The organism is Shewanella sp. SACH, assembly GCF_001887095.2.
GTDB classification, from domain to species: Bacteria; Pseudomonadota; Gammaproteobacteria; order Enterobacterales; family Shewanellaceae; genus Shewanella; species Shewanella baltica.
The window spans coordinates 26,334-49,249 of sequence record NZ_MPDG02000001.1; the positions used below are offsets into that span (position 1 = coordinate 26,334).

General features: G+C 43.3%; 19 protein-coding genes. 15 read left to right on the plus strand and 4 right to left on the minus strand.

Annotated elements, in window-relative coordinates:
* Nucleotides 1-117: 117 nt before the first annotated feature.
* Together BM607_RS00105 and BM607_RS00110 are read right to left on the minus strand one after the other, a co-directional pair.
* Nucleotides 118-1,227 carry an OmpA family protein gene (locus tag BM607_RS00105; RefSeq protein ID WP_071939265.1) on the minus strand — a complete coding sequence of 370 codons (1,110 nt, stop codon included), beginning with the start codon at nt 1,225-1,227 and terminating at the stop codon, nt 118-120.
* Nucleotides 1,228-1,468: 241 nt separating this feature from the next.
* Nucleotides 1,469-3,835 (minus strand): phosphoketolase family protein, encoded by a 2,367-nt coding sequence (locus tag BM607_RS00110; protein WP_071939264.1) that lies wholly within the window; start codon nt 3,833-3,835, stop codon nt 1,469-1,471.
* A 433-nt stretch (nt 3,836-4,268) separates the two neighbouring features.
* Between BM607_RS00110 and BM607_RS00115 the strand changes: the two genes are divergently transcribed.
* The gene (locus tag BM607_RS00115; RefSeq protein WP_071939263.1) at nt 4,269-5,711 is read left to right on the plus strand and encodes an alanine/glycine:cation symporter family protein; all 1,443 of its coding nucleotides are present in this window, start codon (nt 4,269-4,271) and stop codon (nt 5,709-5,711) included.
* A 129-nt stretch (nt 5,712-5,840) separates the two neighbouring features.
* Nucleotides 5,841-6,614 carry a peroxide stress protein YaaA gene (yaaA, locus tag BM607_RS00120; protein ID WP_071939262.1) on the plus strand — a complete coding sequence of 258 codons (774 nt, stop codon included), beginning with the start codon at nt 5,841-5,843 and terminating at the stop codon, nt 6,612-6,614.
* A gap of 88 nt (nt 6,615-6,702) precedes the next feature.
* Here yaaA and BM607_RS00125 read toward each other — a convergent pair whose 3' ends face one another.
* Nucleotides 6,703-8,109, minus strand: a complete 1,407-nt coding sequence (locus BM607_RS00125) for a M28 family metallopeptidase (RefSeq protein ID WP_071939261.1) — start codon at nt 8,107-8,109, stop codon at nt 6,703-6,705.
* A 136-nt stretch (nt 8,110-8,245) separates the two neighbouring features.
* Between BM607_RS00125 and BM607_RS00130 the strand changes: the two genes are divergently transcribed.
* Nucleotides 8,246-8,542, plus strand: a complete 297-nt coding sequence (locus tag BM607_RS00130) for a metalloregulator ArsR/SmtB family transcription factor (RefSeq protein ID WP_006084975.1) — start codon at nt 8,246-8,248, stop codon at nt 8,540-8,542.
* 63 nt (nt 8,543-8,605) lie between these two features.
* Here the strand turns inward: BM607_RS00130 and rpsT are convergent, their stop codons facing one another.
* The gene (gene rpsT / locus BM607_RS00135) at nt 8,606-8,872 is read right to left on the minus strand and encodes a 30S ribosomal protein S20 (RefSeq protein ID WP_006080633.1); all 267 of its coding nucleotides are present in this window, start codon (nt 8,870-8,872) and stop codon (nt 8,606-8,608) included.
* 252 nt (nt 8,873-9,124) lie between these two features.
* On the opposite strand from rpsT, the gene murJ reads away from it, so the two are divergent.
* The 12 genes from murJ to BM607_RS00195 all read left to right on the plus strand — a co-directional run bounded on the left by murJ (nt 9,125) and on the right by BM607_RS00195 (nt 22,887).
* Complete coding sequence (gene murJ / locus BM607_RS00140) at nt 9,125-10,684, plus strand: murein biosynthesis integral membrane protein MurJ (protein WP_063883429.1); 1,560 nt, start codon at nt 9,125-9,127, stop codon at nt 10,682-10,684.
* 65 nt (nt 10,685-10,749) lie between these two features.
* Nucleotides 10,750-11,685, plus strand: coding sequence for a bifunctional riboflavin kinase/FAD synthetase (gene ribF, locus BM607_RS00145; RefSeq protein WP_071939260.1), 936 nt, complete (start codon nt 10,750-10,752; stop codon nt 11,683-11,685).
* Between the two features lie 32 nt (nt 11,686-11,717).
* The gene (gene ileS / locus BM607_RS00150; protein WP_071939259.1) at nt 11,718-14,540 is read left to right on the plus strand and encodes an isoleucine--tRNA ligase; all 2,823 of its coding nucleotides are present in this window, start codon (nt 11,718-11,720) and stop codon (nt 14,538-14,540) included.
* 9 nt (nt 14,541-14,549) lie between these two features.
* Nucleotides 14,550-15,065, plus strand: coding sequence for a signal peptidase II (lspA, locus tag BM607_RS00155; protein WP_071939258.1), 516 nt, complete (start codon nt 14,550-14,552; stop codon nt 15,063-15,065).
* Complete coding sequence (gene fkpB / locus BM607_RS00160) at nt 15,062-15,484, plus strand: FKBP-type peptidyl-prolyl cis-trans isomerase (RefSeq protein WP_006080638.1); 423 nt, start codon at nt 15,062-15,064, stop codon at nt 15,482-15,484. Before lspA ends, fkpB begins: the two co-directional genes overlap by 4 nt.
* Before the next feature lie 28 nt (nt 15,485-15,512).
* Entirely contained in the window at nt 15,513-16,442 is a 930-nt protein-coding gene (gene ispH / locus BM607_RS00165) for a 4-hydroxy-3-methylbut-2-enyl diphosphate reductase (protein WP_170927454.1), read from the plus strand.
* Between the two features lie 185 nt (nt 16,443-16,627).
* Nucleotides 16,628-17,215, plus strand: a complete 588-nt coding sequence (pilV, locus tag BM607_RS00170) for a type IV pilus modification protein PilV (protein ID WP_071939257.1) — start codon at nt 16,628-16,630, stop codon at nt 17,213-17,215.
* A gap of 14 nt (nt 17,216-17,229) precedes the next feature.
* Entirely contained in the window at nt 17,230-18,198 is a 969-nt protein-coding gene (locus BM607_RS00175; protein WP_071939256.1) for a PilW family protein, read from the plus strand.
* Nucleotides 18,199-18,210: 12 nt separating this feature from the next.
* Nucleotides 18,211-18,672 (plus strand): pilus assembly PilX N-terminal domain-containing protein, encoded by a 462-nt coding sequence (locus tag BM607_RS00180; protein ID WP_012588323.1) that lies wholly within the window; start codon nt 18,211-18,213, stop codon nt 18,670-18,672.
* Nucleotides 18,673-18,674: 2 nt separating this feature from the next.
* Nucleotides 18,675-22,181 (plus strand): PilC/PilY family type IV pilus protein, encoded by a 3,507-nt coding sequence (locus BM607_RS00185; RefSeq protein ID WP_071939255.1) that lies wholly within the window; start codon nt 18,675-18,677, stop codon nt 22,179-22,181.
* An 11-nt stretch (nt 22,182-22,192) separates the two neighbouring features.
* Complete coding sequence (locus BM607_RS00190) at nt 22,193-22,585, plus strand: type IV pilin protein (RefSeq protein WP_071939254.1); 393 nt, start codon at nt 22,193-22,195, stop codon at nt 22,583-22,585.
* Entirely contained in the window at nt 22,582-22,887 is a 306-nt protein-coding gene (locus tag BM607_RS00195; RefSeq protein ID WP_071939253.1) for a TapY2 family type IVa secretion system protein, read from the plus strand. Before BM607_RS00190 ends, BM607_RS00195 begins: the two co-directional genes overlap by 4 nt.
* Nucleotides 22,888-22,916: the final 29 nt, after the last annotated feature.

Here is a 22,916-nt window from a genome sequence, read left to right on the forward strand (position 1 = left end):
GCTTGAGATACAGGTTCTCATCTTGGCTGCGGTAGAGGGCATCGCTTGTCCTAGTGTATACCCCATAAAAACAAAAAGTCGCTGCAAGCAGCGACTTTTTTACGTCAGTAAGTAATCTTACTTAAGAACAGGTTGTTTAGTTGTAGTCGTTACAATGGCTTCGATACGACGGTTAGCAGCGTAAGCTTCTTTCGAGTCACCAGCAACCAATGGCTGAGTAACACCGTAACCGTTAGAAGTTACGCGGTTTTTGCTGATACCGTATTTCTCAACAAGAATTTGAGCAACTGCGTCAGCACGTTTGTCAGACAGTACCATGTTGTAATCTGGTTTACCTACGTTTGAGGCGTGGCCAGCGATTTCAACTGTGAACTCTGGGTTTTTGTTCAGGTAGTTAGCGAGTCTTTCGATATCTTTGTAGAAAACTTTTTTAACTACAGCAGAATCGTTAGCAAACTGGATTGAACCCACGTCTTCTTTATTTTTTACGTTTTCGTAAATTGTACAGCCAACAGAATCAACTTTATGCGTTACTGGTGTAGCTGGACATTGATCTTTATCGTCATAAACACCATCGTTGTCTGAGTCAACAGGTGCTGCTGCGATAACCGCTGCTACAACAGGTGCTGCAGCTGCTGGAGAACCGAAACGGTAGCTCAGTTCAAGACCCCAGTAGTTGCTATCAGCTTCAACGATGTTGTAATCGTCATTTAGGTTTTCATAACGACGATATTTAGCTTGTAACTTCAGGTTATCAGTGAAGTTGTAACCAACACCTGCACCTAAGTATGGAGCAAAGTCGTTTGTACTGTATTTGCTTGATGTAATGCCATTATTTTGGCTGTTCTCAAGTGAATAATACATTGCCCCCGCTTCGGCTGATAAGCTCCAACGATTAGCTAGAGGCCAAATACCTACTAAGCCTAAAGTTGAACCTTTAACGCCTGCATCATTGCTGATACCTGCACTAGTCCAATCAGCATTACCTAAATCACGGAAGCCGATTTCAGCGCCAAAGTAATCATTGAACATATAGCCTGCGAATACATCCCATGCATATGGGTCATCTTGACCATTCTGGGTCGCGATATGTTCATAGTTGTTAACGCCTAAACCTGCGCCAACATACCAAGGAGTCAGCTCTTGAGCCGCTGATACAGTGAAAGGTAATAGCGATGCAAGCAGTACAAATTTTAATTTATGATTCATCATGTTCTCCAATTCCATTATTTATGATTCTCCACCAATATGTTCTGCGCTTATGTGTGTGCAAAACATTGCTAGCACTTAATGTGGGGATCCTTTGGTATTGTAGCCAGCGATTAATTATCACTTGGTTTGTTAAATTTTACTAGTGCTAAGAATTTCCTTTTTATGAGCATGCATTCTGTAACTTGCTTTTTAACGTAAAAAAGGCATTCCGAGGAATGCCCTTAAAATGAACTGTTATGTTAATTTTGTGTGACTATTAACGTGTCCATATCCAATTTTCAATTTCTATTGGGTCTACGCCGTTCGCTTTAATATAGTTGCGGTGGTCAACTAGTCTTTGCAGCATGTCAGTGGTGATGGAAACGTGCATAGTTTCATCAATAACGCCCTGTTGGAACAGTTTGTAAGCCATATCAATCACTAGGTGATAACGTGATGTGCCGTTACGAACGCCCATATCGAATGGAGTGGTTGTTGAACCTTCTTCTTCATAGCCTTTAATTCTGAAGCGACGGCTGCCTTTGTAATCAAATATTAACTTTTTAATCGTATTTGGGTAACCATGGTAGTTGAACACCACGCCTTTATCTTGGGTAAATATTTCGTCCATTAACCAAGGTTTTTCTTTAAATTTGCGGCTTCCTAGGCCATCACTGCTTAATTCGGTGACACTAACGAAGCGAATTTTGACTCTTGGAAGGAGTTCTCTGATCAATACTAATGAAGCCATACACTCTTGAGTGACGTAATCACCACAACCTGCCAGTACAATATCTGGATTCTCATCAGAGGCGAAATCCCACACCATCACGCCATCTTTTGCTTGTTTACGCGCTTCTTCCAAGCTCAACCATTGTGGTAACTCTTTCTTACCTGCAACAAGAATATTGAGTTTGTCGCGGTCGGCGTAAGCCCGTTCGGTATAAACCAAGGTGCTGTTAGCATCTGCTGGTAAATAAGCAGAGATAATTTTTGGATGCTTCTCTAGCATAGCCCCAAGGAAAGACGGGTTTTGATGCGAGTAGCCATTATGGTCTTGGCGTTCAAGCAGCGAAGATAATACGACGTTACATGAAGGCAGTGGCTTACGGAAATGCACACCTTGGCTTGCATAGACGTATTTACAGTATTGGTCGGCCATCGATGAGATCACTTGTGAGAATGATTCATACGTAGGGAACATGCCGTGGCGGCCTGTTACTGTGTAGCCGTGCAACATACCAAAGAGCAAGTTTTCAGAAAGGAGCTCAATCACTCGTCCTTCGCGGGACATGTCTTCATCCCAGCTCTCAATTGGCCATTGCCATGCACGATCGGTTTCTTCAAATACGGCTTGTAGTTGATTTGAATAGGTTTCGTCAGGGCTAAAAATACGTAGATTGCGTTGATCGCGGTTTAACTTGAATGCATCACGCATCCATTCACCCATTTTCAGCATGGAATAACCACGGTGACCACGCGGTACTTCTGGGCCGTAGCTGAGTTTTTCGAGATCAGGGTTCGTTAACGCTCTAACCACTTCACCACCATAGGTGAGATGTTGACGACCACAGGCAAGTTGCTTAGGTGGAATTAATGAGCAAATGTCTGCATCAAAAATCAGCTCGCCTTTATCATTCATTTGGTAAAGTTCTTGGAAGTTGTAACTGGCAAGCCAATTGTCGAGTGCATCCAGATGACCTTTATCTGTGGCACATTTATTGACGATCACTTGGTGTGATTCGCAGTTACCTTCTAATTTCTTACCTTTATACTCACTTACACCGGTCCAACCTTTGGCAGTGCGCATTAAAATCACTGGCCATTTAGGCTTAACTACATCTTCGCCGCTACGGGCACGACGTTGGATATCATTGATCATGGCATAAGCGGTATCCATGGCATTCGTCATCTGCACATAGATATCTTCTTCTAATTCGTTATCAACGATAATTGGGAAGTAGCCAAGACCACGGAATTCAAGATCCAGTTCTTCATGACTCATGCGTCCCATACGGGTAGGGCCTGAAATTTTATAGCCATTGATATGCACAATCGGTAATACTGCACCACTTGTCGCAGGAGAGACTAGACGGTTTGCGTACCAAGATGCGGCTAATGGTCCGGTTTCTGCTTCACCGTCACCAATTAAGACTGTGGCGATCAGATCTGGATTATCGAGTACTGCACCCCAGCCAACAGAAAGTGAGTAGCCTAGTTCGCCACCTTCAAGAATTTGTCCAGGGGCTTCTGGGTTTGCATGTGAAGGATAGCCATAAGCGGCGGAAAACTTCTTACAAATATCTTCGATACCGGTTTCATTGTAGGGGATCGTTTCTGGATAGAAATGACTTAATGAACCTTCCATGAATAAGTTAGCTTGTACTGCTGGGAAACCATGGCCTGGACCAACTAAATAGATGAACGAGCGATTATGTTTCACTATCAATCGGTTAATGTTGGCATAAACAAAGTTAATGCCGGGGCAGGTACCCCAGTGGCCAAGTAAACGTGGTTTGATATCAGTATGGGCAAGTGGACGTTTATGTAAGACGTTTTGTTTGAGATAAATCTGCGAGGTCGTAAGAAAGTTAGTCGCTCTGACATATTTTTTCAGAGCATTGATTTCATGTATTTGTGTCATATAAAGCCTCACTAAGACAAACAAGAGATGATTGAAGTTTCTATGTGGATACTATATTTGTAGTTTTATTACAAAAATGTGCCCTACATCCAAATTTTAAAAGTTGTTTTTACTGTTAAAAATAATGGAGCAACTTCGCTATTTTGTTAATGTAGCTTTAACAGTGGCTTAGCTTATGTTGTGAGGTGTGATGTTGATGGCGTTTAACTGTGCAAACGTGAGCTTGATCACATGAGCAATTTCGAATACTGTGCTATTTTGCTGCGTTGAATTCGGTAGCCGTGATGTTGTAAATTCACGGAAGGATAATTTGAAAAAATAAATCTACCGAAATTCTTACCTTTAACTTGGAAGGATTCATTCACCACAGATGTTGTACCTCTAATTGCCATTCAATTAGAGGAGCATTTGCTACGGGAAGAAGTAAAATAATATGTTAGAAACCATAGTTAATTTTTTGAATGCGCTACTTTGGGGTAAGTTGTTAGTATATGGACTGGTAGGAGCTGGTCTTTATTTCACCATAAGACTTGCCTTTATCCAGTTAACCTACTTTAAACATTCCATTAAAGTCATGACTATGAGTCGCCAAGGTTGCGATAGCGGTCTTTCATCATTTCAAGTCTTTTGTACCAGTATGGCGGCCCGTGTCGGTGCCGGTAATATGGCCGGTGTTGCAGTCGCTATTGGTGCTGCAGGTCCTGGTGCGGTATTTTGGATGTGGCTTATCGCTATCTTAGGTATGGCTACCGCTATGGTTGAATCAACCTTAGCGCAGGTTTACAAAGTGCGAGATCATAACGGTCAGTTCCGCGGCGGTCCTTCCTATTATATGGAAAAAGGCTTGGGTCAGCGCTGGATGGGCATTTTGTTTGCCGTCTTTCTGATCATTGCCTTTGGTCTGGTATTCAACGCGGTACAAGCGAATACCATTACCGGAGCGATGGAGCGAGTATTTGGGTTTAATCCTACTTATGTCGGGATTGGACTGGTGATTGCCAGTGGATTTGTGATTGTCGGTGGCCTGCGTAAAGTCGCACGAGTCTCTGAATTTATCGTCCCTATCATGGCATTAGCCTACATTCTCGTTGCCTTCATTATCGTTATTTTCAATCTAGATCAACTGCCTGCAATTATTAGCTTAATTGTGAAGAGTGCTTTTGGTTGGCAAGAGGCGGCTGCTGGCGGCGTGGCTTATACCGTCGCGCAGGCTATGCAAGCGGGTATTGCACGCGGACTTTTCTCAAATGAAGCGGGTATGGGCAGCGCGGCGAATGTCGCGGCTAGTGCATCGCCTAATCCGAACCATCCGGCATCCCAAGGTTTTGTACAGATGATGGGGGTATTTGCGGATACTATCGTTATCTGTACTGCAACGGCTGCAATTATCCTGCTATCAGGGGATGTGGGTTCGAGTGACGATGGTATTCGTTTAACCATCAATGCCATGTCATCCCATGTTGGTGACTGGGGCGGTGCGTTTATTGCGGTGGCGATTTTCTTATTCTGCTTTACATCCATCATAGCCAATTACTCTTACGCTGAAACAAACGTAATGTTTTTAATGGGTAACAGTACCAAATTTCTTCCTTTGTTCCGTTTGTGTGTATTGGGCATGGTAATGTTTGGTGCCGTGGCGAAGATAAGTCTAGTGTGGAACTTAGCCGACGTTTCTATGGGATTGATGGCGACAGTGAACATTATTGCGCTCTTACTGTTGTCAGGTTTGGCCATTCGCGTCATCAATGATTATCGCGAGCAGGTTAAAGCGGGTAAGACACCAGAGTTTGACCGCAGTAAGTTTCCAGAATTGTTGGATCAACTTGATGATGACATTTGGCAAGATGCCAGTCTCAAGCCAGTTAAAAAGCCTTAGTTAACCCAAATTATCGACGACAAGTATTACTGATTGTCGTAATCGAAAAGACCACGCCGTTAAAGCGTGGTTTTTTTATGTTCGTTCAGTATCATAGACATGTCTTTTTGTTTCTGTTGGGAGTTTTTGATGTTGATATTGGTTTCGCCGGCGAAGACCTTAGATTTTGAACAGCCGCCACTGATTCAGGTGTATTCACAGCCTGATTTCTTAACTCATAGTCAGGAGTTGATCCAAGTTTGTCGGCAATTAACTCCTTCAGATATCGCGACTTTGATGAAGGTGAGCGATAAAATTGCGGGTTTAAATGCGGCGCGTTTCGGACAGTGGCAGCCAGACTTCAGTTTAGATAATGCTAAACAGGCCATTTTTGCCTTTAGAGGGGATGTGTACACAGGTTTTGATGCTGACACCTTATCTGAGGATGAAATCGCCCAAACTCAGTCGCAGCTGCGCATTCTATCGGGTCTTTATGGTTTACTCAGGCCGCTGGATTTAATCATGCCTTACCGTTTAGAAATGGGAACGGCGCTTTCGAATCCCAAAGGTAAAAATCTATATGAATTTTGGGGTGATACCTTAACGCAAGCGGTAAATGAAGCGCTTGCAGAAAGTGGTAGCGATATTATTGTCAATCTTGCTTCTAATGAGTATTTCAAAGCGATAAAGCCTAAAAAACTGCAAGGGCAATTAATTTCACCCGTATTTAAAGATTGTAAAAATGGTCAATATAAAGTGATCAGTTTTTTTGCTAAGCGTGCTAGGGGCATGATGGCGAGATATATCATCACCAATAAAGTGAATACGTTAGCTGAGTTAAAAGCATTTAATCTCGCGGGTTATTACTATAGTGAAGAGCAAAGTTCACCGACAAATCCAACATTTTTACGTGCAGAGCAATAGCGAAATATCGATAAGATGTTAATTGATAGAGAGAACAGCTTATGTTGTTCTCTCTATTATTTTTATCAACTATCTATTTTTCAGCGATCTATTTTTCAGCCTGAGTGGCTAAAGGTGTTAATGTCGCGGTTGAATTTGCCATGATATAAGCAAATTGTGCGTAGGCGGCGACGTTTTGAGCCAATGCGGCGGGGTCAATCTTATCTAAGGTATCATTCGGTGTGTGGTGGTAATCGAAGTAATCGTGACCATCTTGCCTTAATGATGCAACTGGTACGCCTAGGGCTGGCAGCATAGACACGTCAGGCCCGCCAGAAGCTTGGTTGTTGCCGAGTGCGACACCATTGAATGACATCGGGCTGAGTGCATGCTTTGCCTTTGCAAATGCGCTCTCATTGACCTTAGTATCGATTTGATAAATTCGGCCCGCCCCAAAATCGGACTCTGCGGCTATGTAGTGCAGTGGTAATTCCGATTTATGAGCTTCAGCATAGGCTTTACCGCCCACAAGCCCTATTTCTTCAGCGGCATATAGCACCACTCTGACAGTACGAGCGGGTTTTACTGGAAGATCTTGAATGTGCTTAGCTGCAGCCGTCACTATCGCGACACCCGCCCCATCATCAATCGCCCCCGTACCTTCATCCCAAGAATCTAAATGAGCGCCAATGAGCACGATTTCATTGGGCTTACTGCTGCCCGTTACTTCGGCAATGACATTGTAAGACGTATTAAAGCCTGCGTTTTTTGGTGACATCTGCAACTCAAGTAGAGCATCAGGATTGCGTTTTAGTAATGCATCGACCAAATCGGCATCAGGGTTTGACATGGCTGCCGCAGGGATCTTAGGCACGTCATCTTGGTAGCGCATAACACCTGTATGGGCCATGCGGTCATGATCTGTGCCAATAGAGCGGATCACGATAGCAACTGCGCCTTTTTGCGCTGCTGCGACGGCACCTTTTGAGCGGCCGCCAACACTTTTGCCATAGCCTTCACCAGTAATGTGGCGCTCGGTTTTTTGGTCAATGAACGCAATCTTACCTTGTACGTCTTCAGGCTTGGCTTGTTGTAGTGCCTCTAGGCTATCAAAACGTGCGATTTTAGCCTGTAAACCGCTAGCTGGTGTCGCAACGCTGCCACCAAGCGCAGTAATGACCAGCGGCTGCTCGACAGGGAAGGTTATTTTGGCTTTGGCTTCACCGCGTTCCCAAATGGGTACTTGTACTGGTTCTTTATAAACGCGGTCAAATCCAAGGCTGGTCAGTTTATTTATCGCCCAATTAACGGCGATGATATCTTTTGGGCTTCCAGCTAGTCTTGGACCTACTTCAACCGTGAGAGATTCGACTATGTCATAACCTAATTGTGAAGCTAATGCTGTCTGTTGTAATTTAATGACGTCACTTGTCGGGGCTGTTTCTACTTGAGTTTGGCACGCACTTAAACTCCCGATTAAAAGACTCGAGAGAAGTGTAGTTTGATAGGGCTTCATTAGATTTCCTTTATTTTTATTAAGCATGTCCCATTTTTAAAAACAATCTAGCAAAAAGTGTGCTTTATGTCCCGACTATATCCGTAAGGCGACGCTATATTAGCGCAGGGGTTAGTTTTAGGAGAAAAAGTGCGTAATGAATATTGAATTAATGCAGGAGCGAGCCGATCATGCCGTAGTGCTATTAAAGGCACTTGCGAACGAACGCCGTTTATTTATTCTTTGTTATTTATTGAATGAAGGAGAAATGTGCGTTGGCGAAATGAATAAAAAATTAGGCTTAAGTCAATCGGCACTATCACAACATCTTGCTTGGTTACGCAAAGATAATTTAGTAACCACACGCAAAGAAGCGCAAACGGTATTTTATTCACTCAAGAGTGATGAAGTTCGGGAGATGATCCACTTATTGAACAACATTTATTGTCATTAATAGTGTTTTTCAGATATAAAAAAACCGGCAATTGCCGGTTTTTTTCATTTGCTATTTTATAGATTAAGCAGCGATTGCTTTGATCTTAGCGTTCAAACGTGCCTTTTGACGAGCGGCTTTATTCTTGTGAATAAGACCTTTAGTCGCCATACGGTCAACGATTGGTTGTGCAACAGCAAAAGCTTCTGCTGCTGTTTTGTGATCGCCTGCTTTAATTGCAGCGATTACTTTTTTAACGTATGTACGTAACATTGAGCGACGGCTGGCGTTATGCTGACGACGCTTTTCAGATTGAAGCGCGCGCTTCTTTGCAGACTTGCTATTAGCCAAGGTGCAACTCCTAAAAACTGGATTTGATACTTTTAAAGGCCGAGGAATATGCCTGCATTTAGTCACTTTGTCAATGACTATGATTGAATATTCATCATAAAGATAAATTAATCCAACCTGCCTTGGCTATCTTCGACCCAACTCGTGTAATATGTGGCGCAATTCTAGCAGCTATTACCGCAGTGTGACAGAGCCTGAATCGATTTTTTGAGATGTATCACCTAATCAATTCGATATGGGTCTGGGGGACGTTTGAGTAGAAAATTATTAAAATCTGGTCTGATTGTTAGTGCTATGACATTGATATCCCGTGTGTTAGGTCTTGTTCGGGACGTCGTCGTTGCTAACTTGATGGGGGCCGGGACAAGTGCCGATGTGTTTTTCTTCGCCAATAAAATTCCTAACTTTTTACGTCGTTTGTTTGCAGAAGGAGCATTTGCACAAGCCTTTGTGCCTGTTTTAACTGAGTACCAAGAAAAACACACTGCGGAAGAAACCCGTGACCTGCTGAGTAAAGTCGCAGGCACATTAGGTTTGTTGGTGACGATTGTGACGCTTGTGGGCGTGGTAGCTTCGCCCGTGTTATCAGCCTTATTCGGCGGTGGTTGGTTTATCGCTTGGCTTAACAATGAGCCCGACGGCGCTAAATTTGAACTCGCCACCGTTGTGCTTAAAATTACTTTCCCCTATTTGTGGTTTATCACCTTTACCGCACTGGCTGGATCGATTTTAAACACCCGAGGCCGATTTGCGGTTTCGGCGTTTACCCCTGTATTCCTCAATGTGGCGATCATTACCGCGGCCATATTTTATGCGCCAACATCGACTCAACCCGAAATCACCCTTGCTTGGGGCGTTTTTTGTGGCGGATTAATCCAGTTCTTATTTCAAATTCCTTTTTTATTGCGTGAAAAAGCGCTGGTTAAACCCTCGTGGGGTTGGCATCACCCTGGAGTGGTGAAAATCAGAACCTTGATGATCCCGGCGCTATTTGGCGTATCGGTTTCACAGATTAACCTGTTATTTGATACCTTTATCGCCAGTTTTTTGATGACGGGCTCGATAAGCTGGCTCTACTATGCCGACCGTTTATTGGAGTTTCCCCTAGGATTGTTTGGGATCGCGATTGGTACTGTTATTTTGCCTGCGCTGTCACGAAACCATGTCAATGCTGAAGGTGCGGGCTTTGGATTGACGATGGATTGGGGAGTTAAAGCTATTTTGCTGCTAGGTCTTCCTGCCATGATGGGGTTGATAATCCTCGCAAAACCTATGCTGATGGTGTTATTCATGCGTGGTGCTTTTTCGATGCATGATGTTGAAATGGCTTCTTATAGTTTGATGGCTTACGGTAGCGGTTTACTCAGTTTTATGCTGATTAAAGTACTCGCTCCAGGTTATTACTCCCGCCAAGATACCAAAACCCCCGTGCGTTATGGCATTATCGCCATGATCACCAATATGGGCTTTAACTTATTGTTTGCTATTCCTTTTGGATATGTTGGATTGGCGATTGCGACTTCAATGTCAGCATTGCTCAACGCCACTTTACTTTATCGAGGATTGCATTTAGCCGGCGTTTATCGCGTTTCTAGGCCGACTATGGTGTTTTTTGCTAAAGCCGTGGTCTCTACCGCCTTGATGGTGGTAGTCTTGTATTACTTTTTACCTTCGCAACAAATTTGGTTAGATTGGCATTTGTTCGAGCGTGCAAAAGCCTTGATAGGCTTGATTTTAGCGGGGGCAGTCAGTTACTTGTTGGGACTGCTTTTGCTCGGAATTCGTCCTTGGTCCATTAAACGGGGAGTTTGATTGCTGATTCTCATCGCTAGCTGTTATATAATCAGCCGATTTGCGCTTGGCAGTTGTCTAAAGTTATGGAATTAATCCGCGGTATACATAACATTTTGTCATCCCACCACGGGTGTGTATTGACTATAGGTAATTTTGACGGCGTCCATCGTGGTCATGCACAAGTGATTGCGAACTTAGTGCAGAAGGCGAAGCAGTTATCGCTGCCATCTACGTTGATGACGTTTGAACCTCAGCCGCAGGAATTATTTAGCGGCGACAATGCGCCAGCTCGTTTAAGTTTATTACGTGATAAAGTCATGTTGCTCGATGAACTTGGGGTTGAACGGTTAGTGTGTGTTAACTTTAATCGCACTTTTGCCAATCAACCTGCTGAGCATTTTATTGAAGAATTGTTGGTCCGCAAACTCGGTGTTAAATACCTAGTGGTCGGCGATGATTTTTGTTTTGGTCAGGGCCGTAAAGGCAATTTTGAGATGCTTGTGCAGGCAGGTATTCAATATGGCTTTACTGTGGTCAGCACCCAAAGTTTTATGCTGGGCTCGCAAAGAGTGAGCTCAACCGCCGTGCGTGAACAATTGGCTAAGGGTAATCTTGAGCAAGCAAGACGCTTGCTCGGTCATCCTTTTACCTTGAGTGGTCGTGTCGCGCATGGGCAAAAAATTGGCCGCACCATTGGTTTTCCCACAGCCAATATCGCTTTAAAGCGCAATGTTGTGCCTGTACGCGGTGTGTTTGCGGTCAAATGTTATTGGGATAACAGCGATATTTATGAGGGCGTAGCCAATATTGGGTTCCGTCCGACAGTGAACGGTCAAGTGTGTCAGCTTGAGGTGCATCTTTTTGATTTTGAAGGTGACATTTACGGCAAACATGTTGAGGTCGAGTTGGTGGCTAAACTCCGTGATGAGCAACCTTTTGACTCATTGGATACGCTTAAGCAACAGATTTTAAATGATGCAAATGAAGCCAGAGCTTTATTTGGTAATGATGCAGGCTGAAATTTATCAGTTTAATTAACGGTATAGGATCAATGAGCGACTATAAATTTACTTTGAATTTGCCGGAAACAGAGTTTCCGATGCGTGGTAATTTGGCAAATCGCGAGCCAGAGATGTTAGAGCGCTGGACAAAAGACGGTTTGTATCAGCAGATCCGTGATAGCCGAATTGGCCGTACTCCCTTCATTTTGCATGACGGCCCACCGTATGCGAATGGCAGTATTCATATTGGTCACTCAGTTAATAAAATCCTCAAGGACATTATTATTAAGTCAAAAACCATGTCTGGTTTTGACGCACCGTATGTGCCAGGTTGGGATTGCCACGGTTTACCTATCGAGCTGAAAGTTGAGCAAAAAGTGGGTAAGCCAGGTCAAAAAATTTCTGCGGCAGAATTCCGCGAAGAATGCCGTAAATACGCCGCCGAGCAAGTTAACGGTCAACGTGAAGACTTTATCCGTTTAGGCGTATTGGGTGACTGGCAAAATCCGTACCTGACGATGGATTTTTCAACCGAAGCTAATATCGTGCGCTCTTTATCGAAAGTGATTGAGAGTGGTCACTTACATAAAGGCGTTAAGCCAGTGCATTGGTGTACTGATTGCGGTTCTGCCTTAGCTGAAGCTGAAGTGGAATACGAAGACAAAACATCACCTGCTATTGATGTAGCATTTGTGGCCGCCGATAGTAAAGCCGTTGCGGCTAAGTTTGGGGTAAGCGATTACTCACATCCTGTTTCTATGGTGATTTGGACTACCACGCCATGGACTCTGCCTGCGAACCGCGCCTTGTCTTTGAGTCCTGAGCTGGATTACAGCTTAGTTGAATTCGAAAAAGACGGCGTTACGCAAGCGCTTATTTTAGCTGAAGTATTAGTTGAATCTTGCCTGACTCGCTATAACGTGGAAAGCCATACAGTGCTTGGCTCTGCCAAAGGCGCAGCGTTTGAGCTTGTCCGCTTTAATCACCCATTCTTAGATTTTGATGTTCCGGCAATTTTAGGCGATCACGTTACGACGGATGCGGGTACTGGTATCGTTCATACTGCCCCTGGTCACGGTCAAGACGACTTTGTGGTTGGGCAAAAATATGGTTTAGAAGTGGCAAATCCTGTTGGCGACAACGGTGTATACAAGCCTGATACTGAGTATTTTGCTGGACAACATGTCTTTAAAGCCAACGATAACGTGGTTGCTTTACTGAGAGAAAAGAGCGCCTTGCTGAATCACGTGGCTTACCGTCATAGCTATCCACATTGCTGGCGCCACAAAACACCGATCATCTTCCGTGCGACGCCGCAGTGGTTTATCTCTATGGATAACCATGGCCTGCGTACGCAAGCATTAAAAGAAATCGAACAGACTCAATGGATCCCTGATTGGGGCCAAAGTCGTATCGAAAAAATGGTTGAAAACCGCCCTGACTGGTGTATCTCACGCCAACGTACTTGGGGTGTGCCTATCACGCTGTTTGTGAATCGTGAAACTGAAGAGTTGCACCCTGATAGCGTGTCGCTAATGGAACGTGTAGCCAGCCGTATTGAACAGCAAGGCATTCAAGCTTGGTGGGATCTCGATGCCGCTGAATTATTGGGTGACGAAGCTGAGCAATACCGCAAAGTAACCGATACCTTAGACGTTTGGTTTGACTCAGGTTCAACCTTCTCGTCAGTGGTCGCGGCTCGTCCTGAATTCCACGGACACGGCGTTGACTTGTATCTTGAAGGTAGCGACCAACATCGCGGCTGGTTTATGTCATCTTTGATGATTTCAACCGCAATGAATGGCAAAGCTCCGTATAAGCAAGTACTGACTCACGGTTTTACCGTCGATGGTAAAGGCCGCAAGATGTCAAAATCTATCGGTAACGTGATTGCGCCGCAAACGGTAACCAACAAATTAGGCGCCGACATTCTGCGTTTATGGGTTGCGGCAACAGATTACAGCGGTGAGATGACGGTTTCTGACGAAATCTTAAATCGTAGCGCCGATGCCTATCGTCGTATTCGTAACACTGCCCGTTTCCTATTAGCCAACTTAAACGGTTTCGAGCCTGCAAAGGATTTAGTCGCTGTTGAAGATATGGTCGCGTTAGACCGTTGGGTTGTGCGCCGCGCTGCTGCGTTGCAACAGGAAATTATTGAAGCCTATGAGCAATATAACTTCCATATCGTGACTCAAAAACTGATGCAGTTCTGCTCGGTTGAGTTAGGCAGTTTCTATTTGGACATCATCAAAGATCGCCAATACACGGCTAAGCAAGAAGGTCATGCGCGTCGTAGCTGTCAATCTGCGTTGTATTTGATTTCTGAGGCCATGGTGCTTTGGATTGCGCCAATTCTAAGCTTCACTGCTGACGAAGTATGGCAATTATTGCCTGGCGAGCGTGATGCTTATGTCTTTACTCAAGAATGGTATCAAGGCTTAAAATCAGTCACTTTAGCGACGGATTTGAGCGACGACTATTGGCAGCAACTGTTAACTGTGCGTAACGAAGTCAATAAAGTGATTGAACAAGCTCGCCGTGATAAACGTATTGGTGGTTCATTAGAAGCGGAAGTGACCTTGTTTGCTGATGCAGCGTTGACTGAACAATTAACCCATATCGGCGATGAGCTAAGATTTGTGTTGTTGACCTCTGAAGCCAAAGTCTTGCCTTTAGCGGATGCGACATCAGAAGCGGTTGAAACTGAGCTGGCGTCACTGAAATTAGTGGTTGCTTCAAGCACTGCTGAGAAGTGTGAGCGTTGTTGGCATCACAGAGAAGAGGTTGGCACCATTGAGGCCCACCCAACACTCTGTACTCGCTGCGTAACAAACATTGAAGGTGACGGCGAAGTTCGTCTGTTTGCGTAAAGGATCTGTATGCCATTAACTTGGAAAGACAGTGGCTTACGTTGGTATTGGGTAGCTATATTGGTGTTTTTCGCCGATCAGCTATCTAAACAATGGGTCTTAGCCAATTTTGATTTGCATGAATCGCTGAATTTATTGCCTTTCTTTAATTTCACTTATGTACGTAACTACGGGGCCGCCTTTAGTTTTTTAAGTGACGCCGGTGGTTGGCAGCGTTGGTTATTTACGATTGTTGCGGTTGGATTCAGTACTCTACTCACAGTGTGGTTGCGTAAGCAATCCGCTTCGTTGTTGAAACTGAATCTGGCTTACACCTTAGTGATTGGTGGTGCCCTAGGCAATTTGATCGACAGATTAATGCACGGTTTTGTGGTTGATTTTATCGATTTCTTTTGGGCTAAGAGCCACTATCCAGCTTTCAATATCGCCGATTCGGCGATTTGTATTGGTGCTGTGTTGATCATTTGGGATGCATTTTTAAGCGGTAAATCTGAAACAGATAGCGCCGAAGGGGTTAAAAAGTGACTGTGACGCGATCTTTACTATGCCATATGAATATTGTGCTTTCTGATGGTTCAACCGCAGACAGCACTAAAGCTTCGGGTAAACCAGCTCGATTAAATGTGGGCGACGGTACGTTAAGTCCTGCATTTGAGGCGCAATTGGCGACGCTTGCTGAAGGTGATAAACACAGCTTTACCCTTGAAGCGATTGATGCCTTTGGTGAGTCAAATCCTGATGCTATTCACTATCTAGACAGAAGCCGTTTTCCGGCAGACATGAGTTTAGAAGCCGGCGTGATTGTCAGTTTTGCCGGCCCAGGTGGCAGTGAAATCCCGGGTATTGTCCGTGATGTCGCGGGTGATTCCATCACAGTCGATCTGAATCATCCTCTGGCAGGGCACAAGATCACTTTTGAACTGGACGTTGTAAAGGTACTTTAAGATGAAACTCGATCCTACCAGCCCAAGTTTGAATATTATGCTCGCGAACCCGCGTGGTTTTTGTGCGGGTGTTGATCGTGCTATCAGTATTGTTGAACGGGCGTTGGAATTGTTTTCACCGCCTATCTATGTTCGACATGAAGTCGTACATAATCGCTATGTCGTGCAGAATCTGAAGGATCGCGGTGCGGTTTTTGTCGAAGAGTTAGATCAAGTGCCGGATAACAACATTGTTATCTTCAGTGCCCATGGTGTCTCTCAAGCGGTGAGACAAGAAGCTAAGGCGCGAGGCTTGAGAGTTTTTGATGCGACCTGTCCCTTAGTCACTAAAGTGCACCTTCAAGTGACGCGTGCAAGCCGTAAAGGTATTGAATGTATCTTGATTGGCCATGAAGGGCACCCTGAAGTCGAGGGGACTATGGGTCAATACGATAATCCTAACGGCGGCGTATATCTGATTGAATCGCCTGCTGATGTGGATGCGCTAGAAGTGCGCGACCCTAACAATCTCTGCTTCGTGACCCAAACAACTTTATCTGTCGATGATACGTTAGACATTATTGCAGCGTTGCAAAAAAGGTTTCCTTCAATTGAAGGACCTCGCAAGGACGATATCTGTTATGCAACACAGAATCGTCAAGATGCGGTACGTAATCTGTCTGCAGATGTGGATTTGTTGATTGTTGTTGGTTCAAAAAACAGCTCTAACTCTAATCGGTTACGCGAGCTCGCATTGAAGACCGGAACCCAGTCTTATCTGGTGGACACTGCTGACGATGTTGAATCAAGCTGGTTCGATAATGTTTCGCGTGTTGCTGTTACCGCAGGCGCTTCTGCACCCGAGGTCTTAGTTCAACAAGTTGTCCAAGCGATTGCGAAACTCGCCCCTAGTGTGGTGACTGAAGTCGAAGGCCGTAAGGAAGACACTGTCTTTGCAGTGCCTGCCGAACTGCGTTAAATCTATGTGATGTTAAGTTATTTATAAAAAAGAGGCGATAAGCCTCTTTTTTATTGCTTCAAATTCATTCAAGGCATAATGATGTCAATGCTTATATGCTATTGTTACTGGCTACTTACATTTTACTCATCTATTATTAACTGTTGGTAATTTTTTGTCGTAAGACTAAGATTTTTAAAGGGTAAATGGCTGAAAAGCTTGTCAAAAATATGGCTAAATTCGAACGATTGACACAAAAGGACTTTCAACGAGGTTTCTCATTAATTGAGGTGCTTGTTGCATTGGTGATCTTAGTCATTGGCTTAATCGGTATTTTTAATCTACATATCGTTGCAAAGCGTGGCAGCTTCGAGTCATTTCAGCAAACCCAAGCCTCCTATTATGCAAACGATATTATTAATCGAATGAAGCTGAATAGAACACAACTGGGCAATTACGATGGAGAGTACACAGGTTCTCTGGGTAAACCCGGTAATGTTTGTGATGTTGCAGTTGGAGCCGTGAATATATGTACTCCAGAAGAGACAGAAGCTTGGGACCTATATCAGTGGGAGCAGAGTTTTATGGGGGCAGCTGAAGTTGTGGGTAGTCAGAATGTTGGGGGATTAGATTCGCCAACGGCTTGTATTAGCGTAAATGGTTCAACTGTGACAGTTGCTGTTGCGTGGAGAGGGATCAGAGAGGGCGCGGGTACAAGTTATTCAGGCAGTGAATGCGGAAAAGATATTGGTACACGTAGACGGCTTTTTATTCTTTCGACAGTGATTATTTAGGTTAATTAATTATTATGGCCAATTCAAAAAACTGTCAGAAAGGGATGTCATTAGTCGAGTTAATGGTCTCTATGGTCATTGGCCTATTTCTCACTCTTGGGCTTTTTGCCATGTTTAGCATGTCCTCTTCTAATGTCATTACGACGAGCCAATTTAATCAATTACAAGAAAATGGCCGAATTGCTTTATCACTAATGGAAAGAGATATCAGCCAATTAGGTTTCATGGGGGACATAACGGGAACCGATTTTGTACTTGGGACCAATATGACCTTGAGGGATGGTATTGCAAATGATTGCATTGGTGCAGGCGTAAATAACGGTACTTTACCTAATGCAGAACCTGCACATTTTAGACGTCTGTGGGGATACGAAGAAGGTAAGAGTGGAGATACGTTAAGTTGCTTATCTGGTGTAAATCAGAATACTGACGTAATTCAAATCAAAAGGTTAGTAGGGCCACCGGTCACTAATCCAGATGGTGAACGTTTTTACATGGCAGCAACCTCGAGTGAAGCAGTGCTGTTTAAAGGTGGTAATCCGCCTAATCCTGTGCTCGAAAATGCTCGTTTTTGGGAATATCAACATCATGTCTATTTTATTAAAAATGATGGTTCCGTACCTGTTTTACGTCGAAAAACGTTAACTAAAAATAATGGCATGAACAACGAAGAGCAGTTAGTTGAAGGCATTGAGAATATGCGTATTCTCTATGGTTTTGATAGTAACGGAGATGATACGGCCGATAGTTTTATGCCAGCAGAAAATGTAACAACATTAATGTGGGATAACGAATTATTTCAACGGCTTGTTGCATTGAGGGTTTTTTTATTGGTTCGTGCTATCGATGAAGATAAAAGTTATAGCAATGAAACAACTTACACTTTAGGCGATAAAGAAATTAAGAATTTGAATGATCATTATCGCCGCAAGATTGTCTCGACGACTATGGTACTTGCTAACCCTGTACTAATTAGAAACTAGAAGGCTGGTGACATGAAAAAGCAAAAGGGAATAGTGTTATTTTTTGCTCTGATTGTATTGTTACTTATGACGATCATCGGTGTTGCTTTAGCTGTTAATTCAACCCAGTCCATGCGTATGTCTGGAGCTGGCTCAGAACGGATAGAAGCTAAATCTATTGCTGATGGCGGTTTAGAAGCTGCAATTGAGGCAAATAAAGGCGCTAGCTTGGCCAAATTATCTGAGATTTCATCTGTGGCTGAATTTGGTTCTAACCAAACATTAACGCCAATTCCTTACGAAGTTGATGGAGCCGGTAATGTTGTCACTAGTGCTAAAGATGTCGGTTGTCAACGAAGTGCAAGGCCGAATAGTGGTAATTTAATCAGTTGTCGGCGGATTGAAATTAGTAGTACTGCCGCCTTTGGTCGGGATGATTTAGGTCAGCTCACTGTAGTCGCAGGTGTGGAACAAGAAGTTTTAACTGGGAGTTAGATATGATTATTAAAAAGCTGGCTTGTTCTACACTACTTGTGCTGACTTTTGTGTCGGCTTACTCCTTTGGTGATGATACTGAATTGTATGTAAAAGAGTCGACAACTCGAACAGGCGCAAGACCGAAAGTACTTGTCATATTTGATAACTCGGGAAGTATGTCGACAGAAGAAATCACCCAGGTTGTAGACTATGATCCTAACTATGATTACCCTGCAGTTAGTGGTTCAGGATATAGCGATACCTTGATTTACTATACTGTTGGCGGTGGGGGATTACCAACTCCTGATACCAGTTCGGACAAGCGTTATTTTAAAGCAAGTTTAAATGGATGTAGTCAAAGCAAAGTAGCATTAGCAGAGCTTGGACGTTTTACTGGCTATATTCGAGAGTTTACAGTGAGTGGTACTACAGGTATTTGGAAAGAACTGCCTGAAACTAACGGTACTGCAATAAGTGTAGTTGATTGTTGGCAGGATATTTCAAAAACAGATCCTAACAATTCATCATCATACTCTAATGGATTTCCTGCCAATGGCCTAACAACTGGGTCTGGTAAAAAAAAGAAAGCCTATCCCTATTTTACTTCTTCATCTCCAGGGACGAGTTGGGCTGATGCTTTAGCCGCTGCAAATAATACTGATTTTGGCGTTGGTCAACCTGTTACCTTGTACACTGATAATTATCTAAGATGGTACGGATTATCTAAAGCAGGGAAATTACCAACAGTAAAAGTTTCAAGACTAGAAATTGCGAAGAAAGCGATTTCTAATATTATTAGTTCAACTCCAACAGTGGATTTTGGACTTGCTGTATTTAACTATAATTATCCAAATGAAGGTAACCGAGACGGTGGGCGAATTGTCTCTGGCATTACTCAGATGACGGATACTACGCGTGCGAGTTTACTAACTACTATTGATAATTTGTTGGCAAAAACAAATACACCACTATGTGAGACTATGTATGAAGCTTACCGTTACTTTGCGGGAAAGGGAGTTAAATATGGTCATGGTGATACTGATTATGGCTCGTATGTAGGAAATAAACCCCCTTATGATAGTTTAGTGGAGAAGGGGGGTAGCTACGAAAGTCCATTTAAAGTATGTACGGATATTGCTTATGTTATTTATGTCACTGATGGCACACCTACTGTTGATAAAAATGCAAATAATGATGTTATTAGTTTAACGGCTTCAGGAAGTAAAGAAGGTAATTATTCCTCATTTTCTAAAAATTTAGATACGGCAAGTTATTTACCCGCCTTAGCTAGTTATATGTTTAATAATGATTTAATCAATAAACTGGACAGCTCGAATACTGAGCAGGTGCAAAATGTTCGTACTTATACTATTGGCTTTAGTAAAGGTGCTGAAGATGCCGCCCCTTTACTTGCTGAAACTGCAAAAAGAGGTGGCGGTTTATATTTTGCGGCTCAGAACAGTCTTGAACTACAGAATGCACTGAATGATGCTTTATCGAATATTTTGAATATTGATTCAAGTTTTACCTCCCCCAGTATCGCCAGCAACAATTTTGATAGAACTCAAACATTTGACGCAGCTTATTACGCGATGTTTTTACCTGGCAAAGGGCCTCGTTGGAGTGGTAATTTAAAGAAATTAAAAGTGACTGCAGATGGAACACTGGTTGATAGCAAAGGTAATGCCGCTATCGCCGATAACGGGAATATTAAAGACGGCGCCTGTACTATATGGTCAAACTGTGATGCGCAAAAGGACGGCAATAAAGTTGAGGTAGGAGGCGTTGCAGCGCAAATAAGGACACAATCGGTTAGAAAAATTGTAAGTGATTTAGGGGCGGGATCAAGTTTAACGCCATTAACGCTTGCTAATGCACAAAGTGCAGCAGGTGGTGATACAGCGTTAGCTAGTTACATGAGAACTAGTGTAGATGAGCTTACAAATACATTCGATTGGCTCAAAGGGATAGATGTCGATGACGATAACAAAGATGGTAGTACGACTGATAAACGTAATGATGTTATGGGTGATCCACTTCACTCTAAGCCGCTAGCTCTTAATTTTGGTTCAGCTACAGCAACTGATATTCGTATTATGTTAGGCACTAATCAAGGTGTTTTGCATATGTTTAAAGATGCGGGAGAGTCTGTATCAGAAACTTGGGGATTTATTCCCTATGAATTATTGCCTAATTTAACAGAACTAAGGAGTAATGATCCTTCAGGTGTGCATACAGTATATGGAATAGACTCATCACCAGTCGCTTACACTGAGACGGATGCTACAGGCAAAGTAATTAAAGCATGGGTTTATGTAGGCATGCGTCGAGGAGGTTCGTCTTATTATGCCCTTAATGTGACAAATCCTGACAGTCCTACTTTAATGTGGTCGATTAATCCTTCAACCGAAGGTTTTTCAGATCTCGGACAAACATGGTCTGAACCAATAGTGACAAAAATCGTCGGTTATGAAAAGCCTGTACTCATTTTTGGTGGTGGCTATGATACAAGCTTTGATGCCACTCCTTCTTCTTCGCCGGCTGGTCGTGCAGTGTATATTGTCGATGCAGAGAAGGGGACTTTGATTCATTCTTTTGGCGGTTCGGCCTCGGGTGCAACAGTACTTTCTGGCATTCAGGATAGCATTCCAAACTCAGTCGCGGTACTTGATAGTAATAATGATGGTTACACAGATCGAATTTATGCAACTGATGTTGGTGGTAATGTTTGGCGTATGGATTTGCCCAGTGCTAGTCAGAGTAGTTGGACCGCATTTAAATTTGCAGCGCTAGGAGGAAGCAATAACGACAATAGACGCTTTTATGCCGAGCCCGTGGTTGCACAAACGATGTTTACTAACCTCGCTGAGGTCAAGGTTACTAGTGGTACTGGAACGACAACTACCAAAACCTACCAAAATGTTCCCTATGATGCCGTCGTGATAGGCAGTGGTGCCAGACCTCATCCTTCTAGTACTGCAGTGAATGACATGTTTTTCACGTTGCAGGATAGGAATGTGGTGACTAAGAGTTTTACTGGCAGTGATATTCCAAGCGTGATTACCATCAATGATCTCTATGATGTGTCTTCTAGCGCACCAGTTTCGGAGACTGATAATATTAGCTTTGGTAAAAAACTAGGCTGGTTTTATGATTTTTCTGGATTAGGAGAGAAGAGCTTAACTGCCGCCTTAATTGTGCAAGGGAAGGTATATTTCACATCTTACTCACCACCTGCAGATTCTGTTGCCGAAAACGTCTGTGTAGTTTCTGGGTCTGGGAAGCTCTATGTATTTGATCTTCATAAGGGAACAAGAACCTTCTCCCAGTTGTATTTTGAGCTTGGTGAGCGAGTACCCGATACGCCTCAAATTGTTATCCCTGCACCTGAAACGGGGAAGGATCCTTACATTTATATTATTGGAGTGGGTAAGGGTGAGAAAAACAAAGATGGTGAATATAGTGGAACGATAAATGTAGCCTCTGGTTTAGGTGTGAATAAAATTTATTATCATATAAATGAATGAGTTATTAATTTATGAAGGTTCAATGTAAAGGTTTTACACTAATTGAAGTTATGATAACGGTTGTTATTATCGGAATCTTAGCTGCTATTGCTTACCCGTCCTATACTCAATACATAGCATTGAGTGCTAGGTCGGAAGGATTGGCTGCATTAATGCGTATTGCAAATTTACAAGAGCAGTATTACTTAGATAATCGTATGTATGCAACTGATTTAAGTAAGTTAGTTGGTGCTAACCCCTATGTAACAGAGCATCAGTACTACTCTGTGTCATCAAGCGGGACGTCAAGCTTTACGATTAAGGCTGTTGCTCAGGGCGTTCAGGCTAGCCGTGATGCTGCTTGCTCTCCTTTAACAATATCAGATACTGGGGCAAAAGGTCCGAGTGCGGAGTGTTGGAAATGAAATTAATTAACCTCGTTATCGCAGTCGTTTTATTGCCTAACTTAGTTTGGGCGGACTCTAGCATTACTGCCAGCGAACAGGACTTTAAATGCTATATTACTTCGAAAAAAAGTGCTGAGATCGCCTTTTATCGTTGGAAGAGTAGTGAAATGAATTTAAGAATGGCGAGCCTTGTTGGCACGATTCATCAATCAAATGATGGCTCTAAATATTACATCTATAGTGCGGAAGAGTGTGTCACATTAAACGCTGAATTTACTAATACTAAGGCGCAAGTGTTGGATAAGTTAACACCTAGATAAACATGGGCATGTATTTTTAAATGTTAACA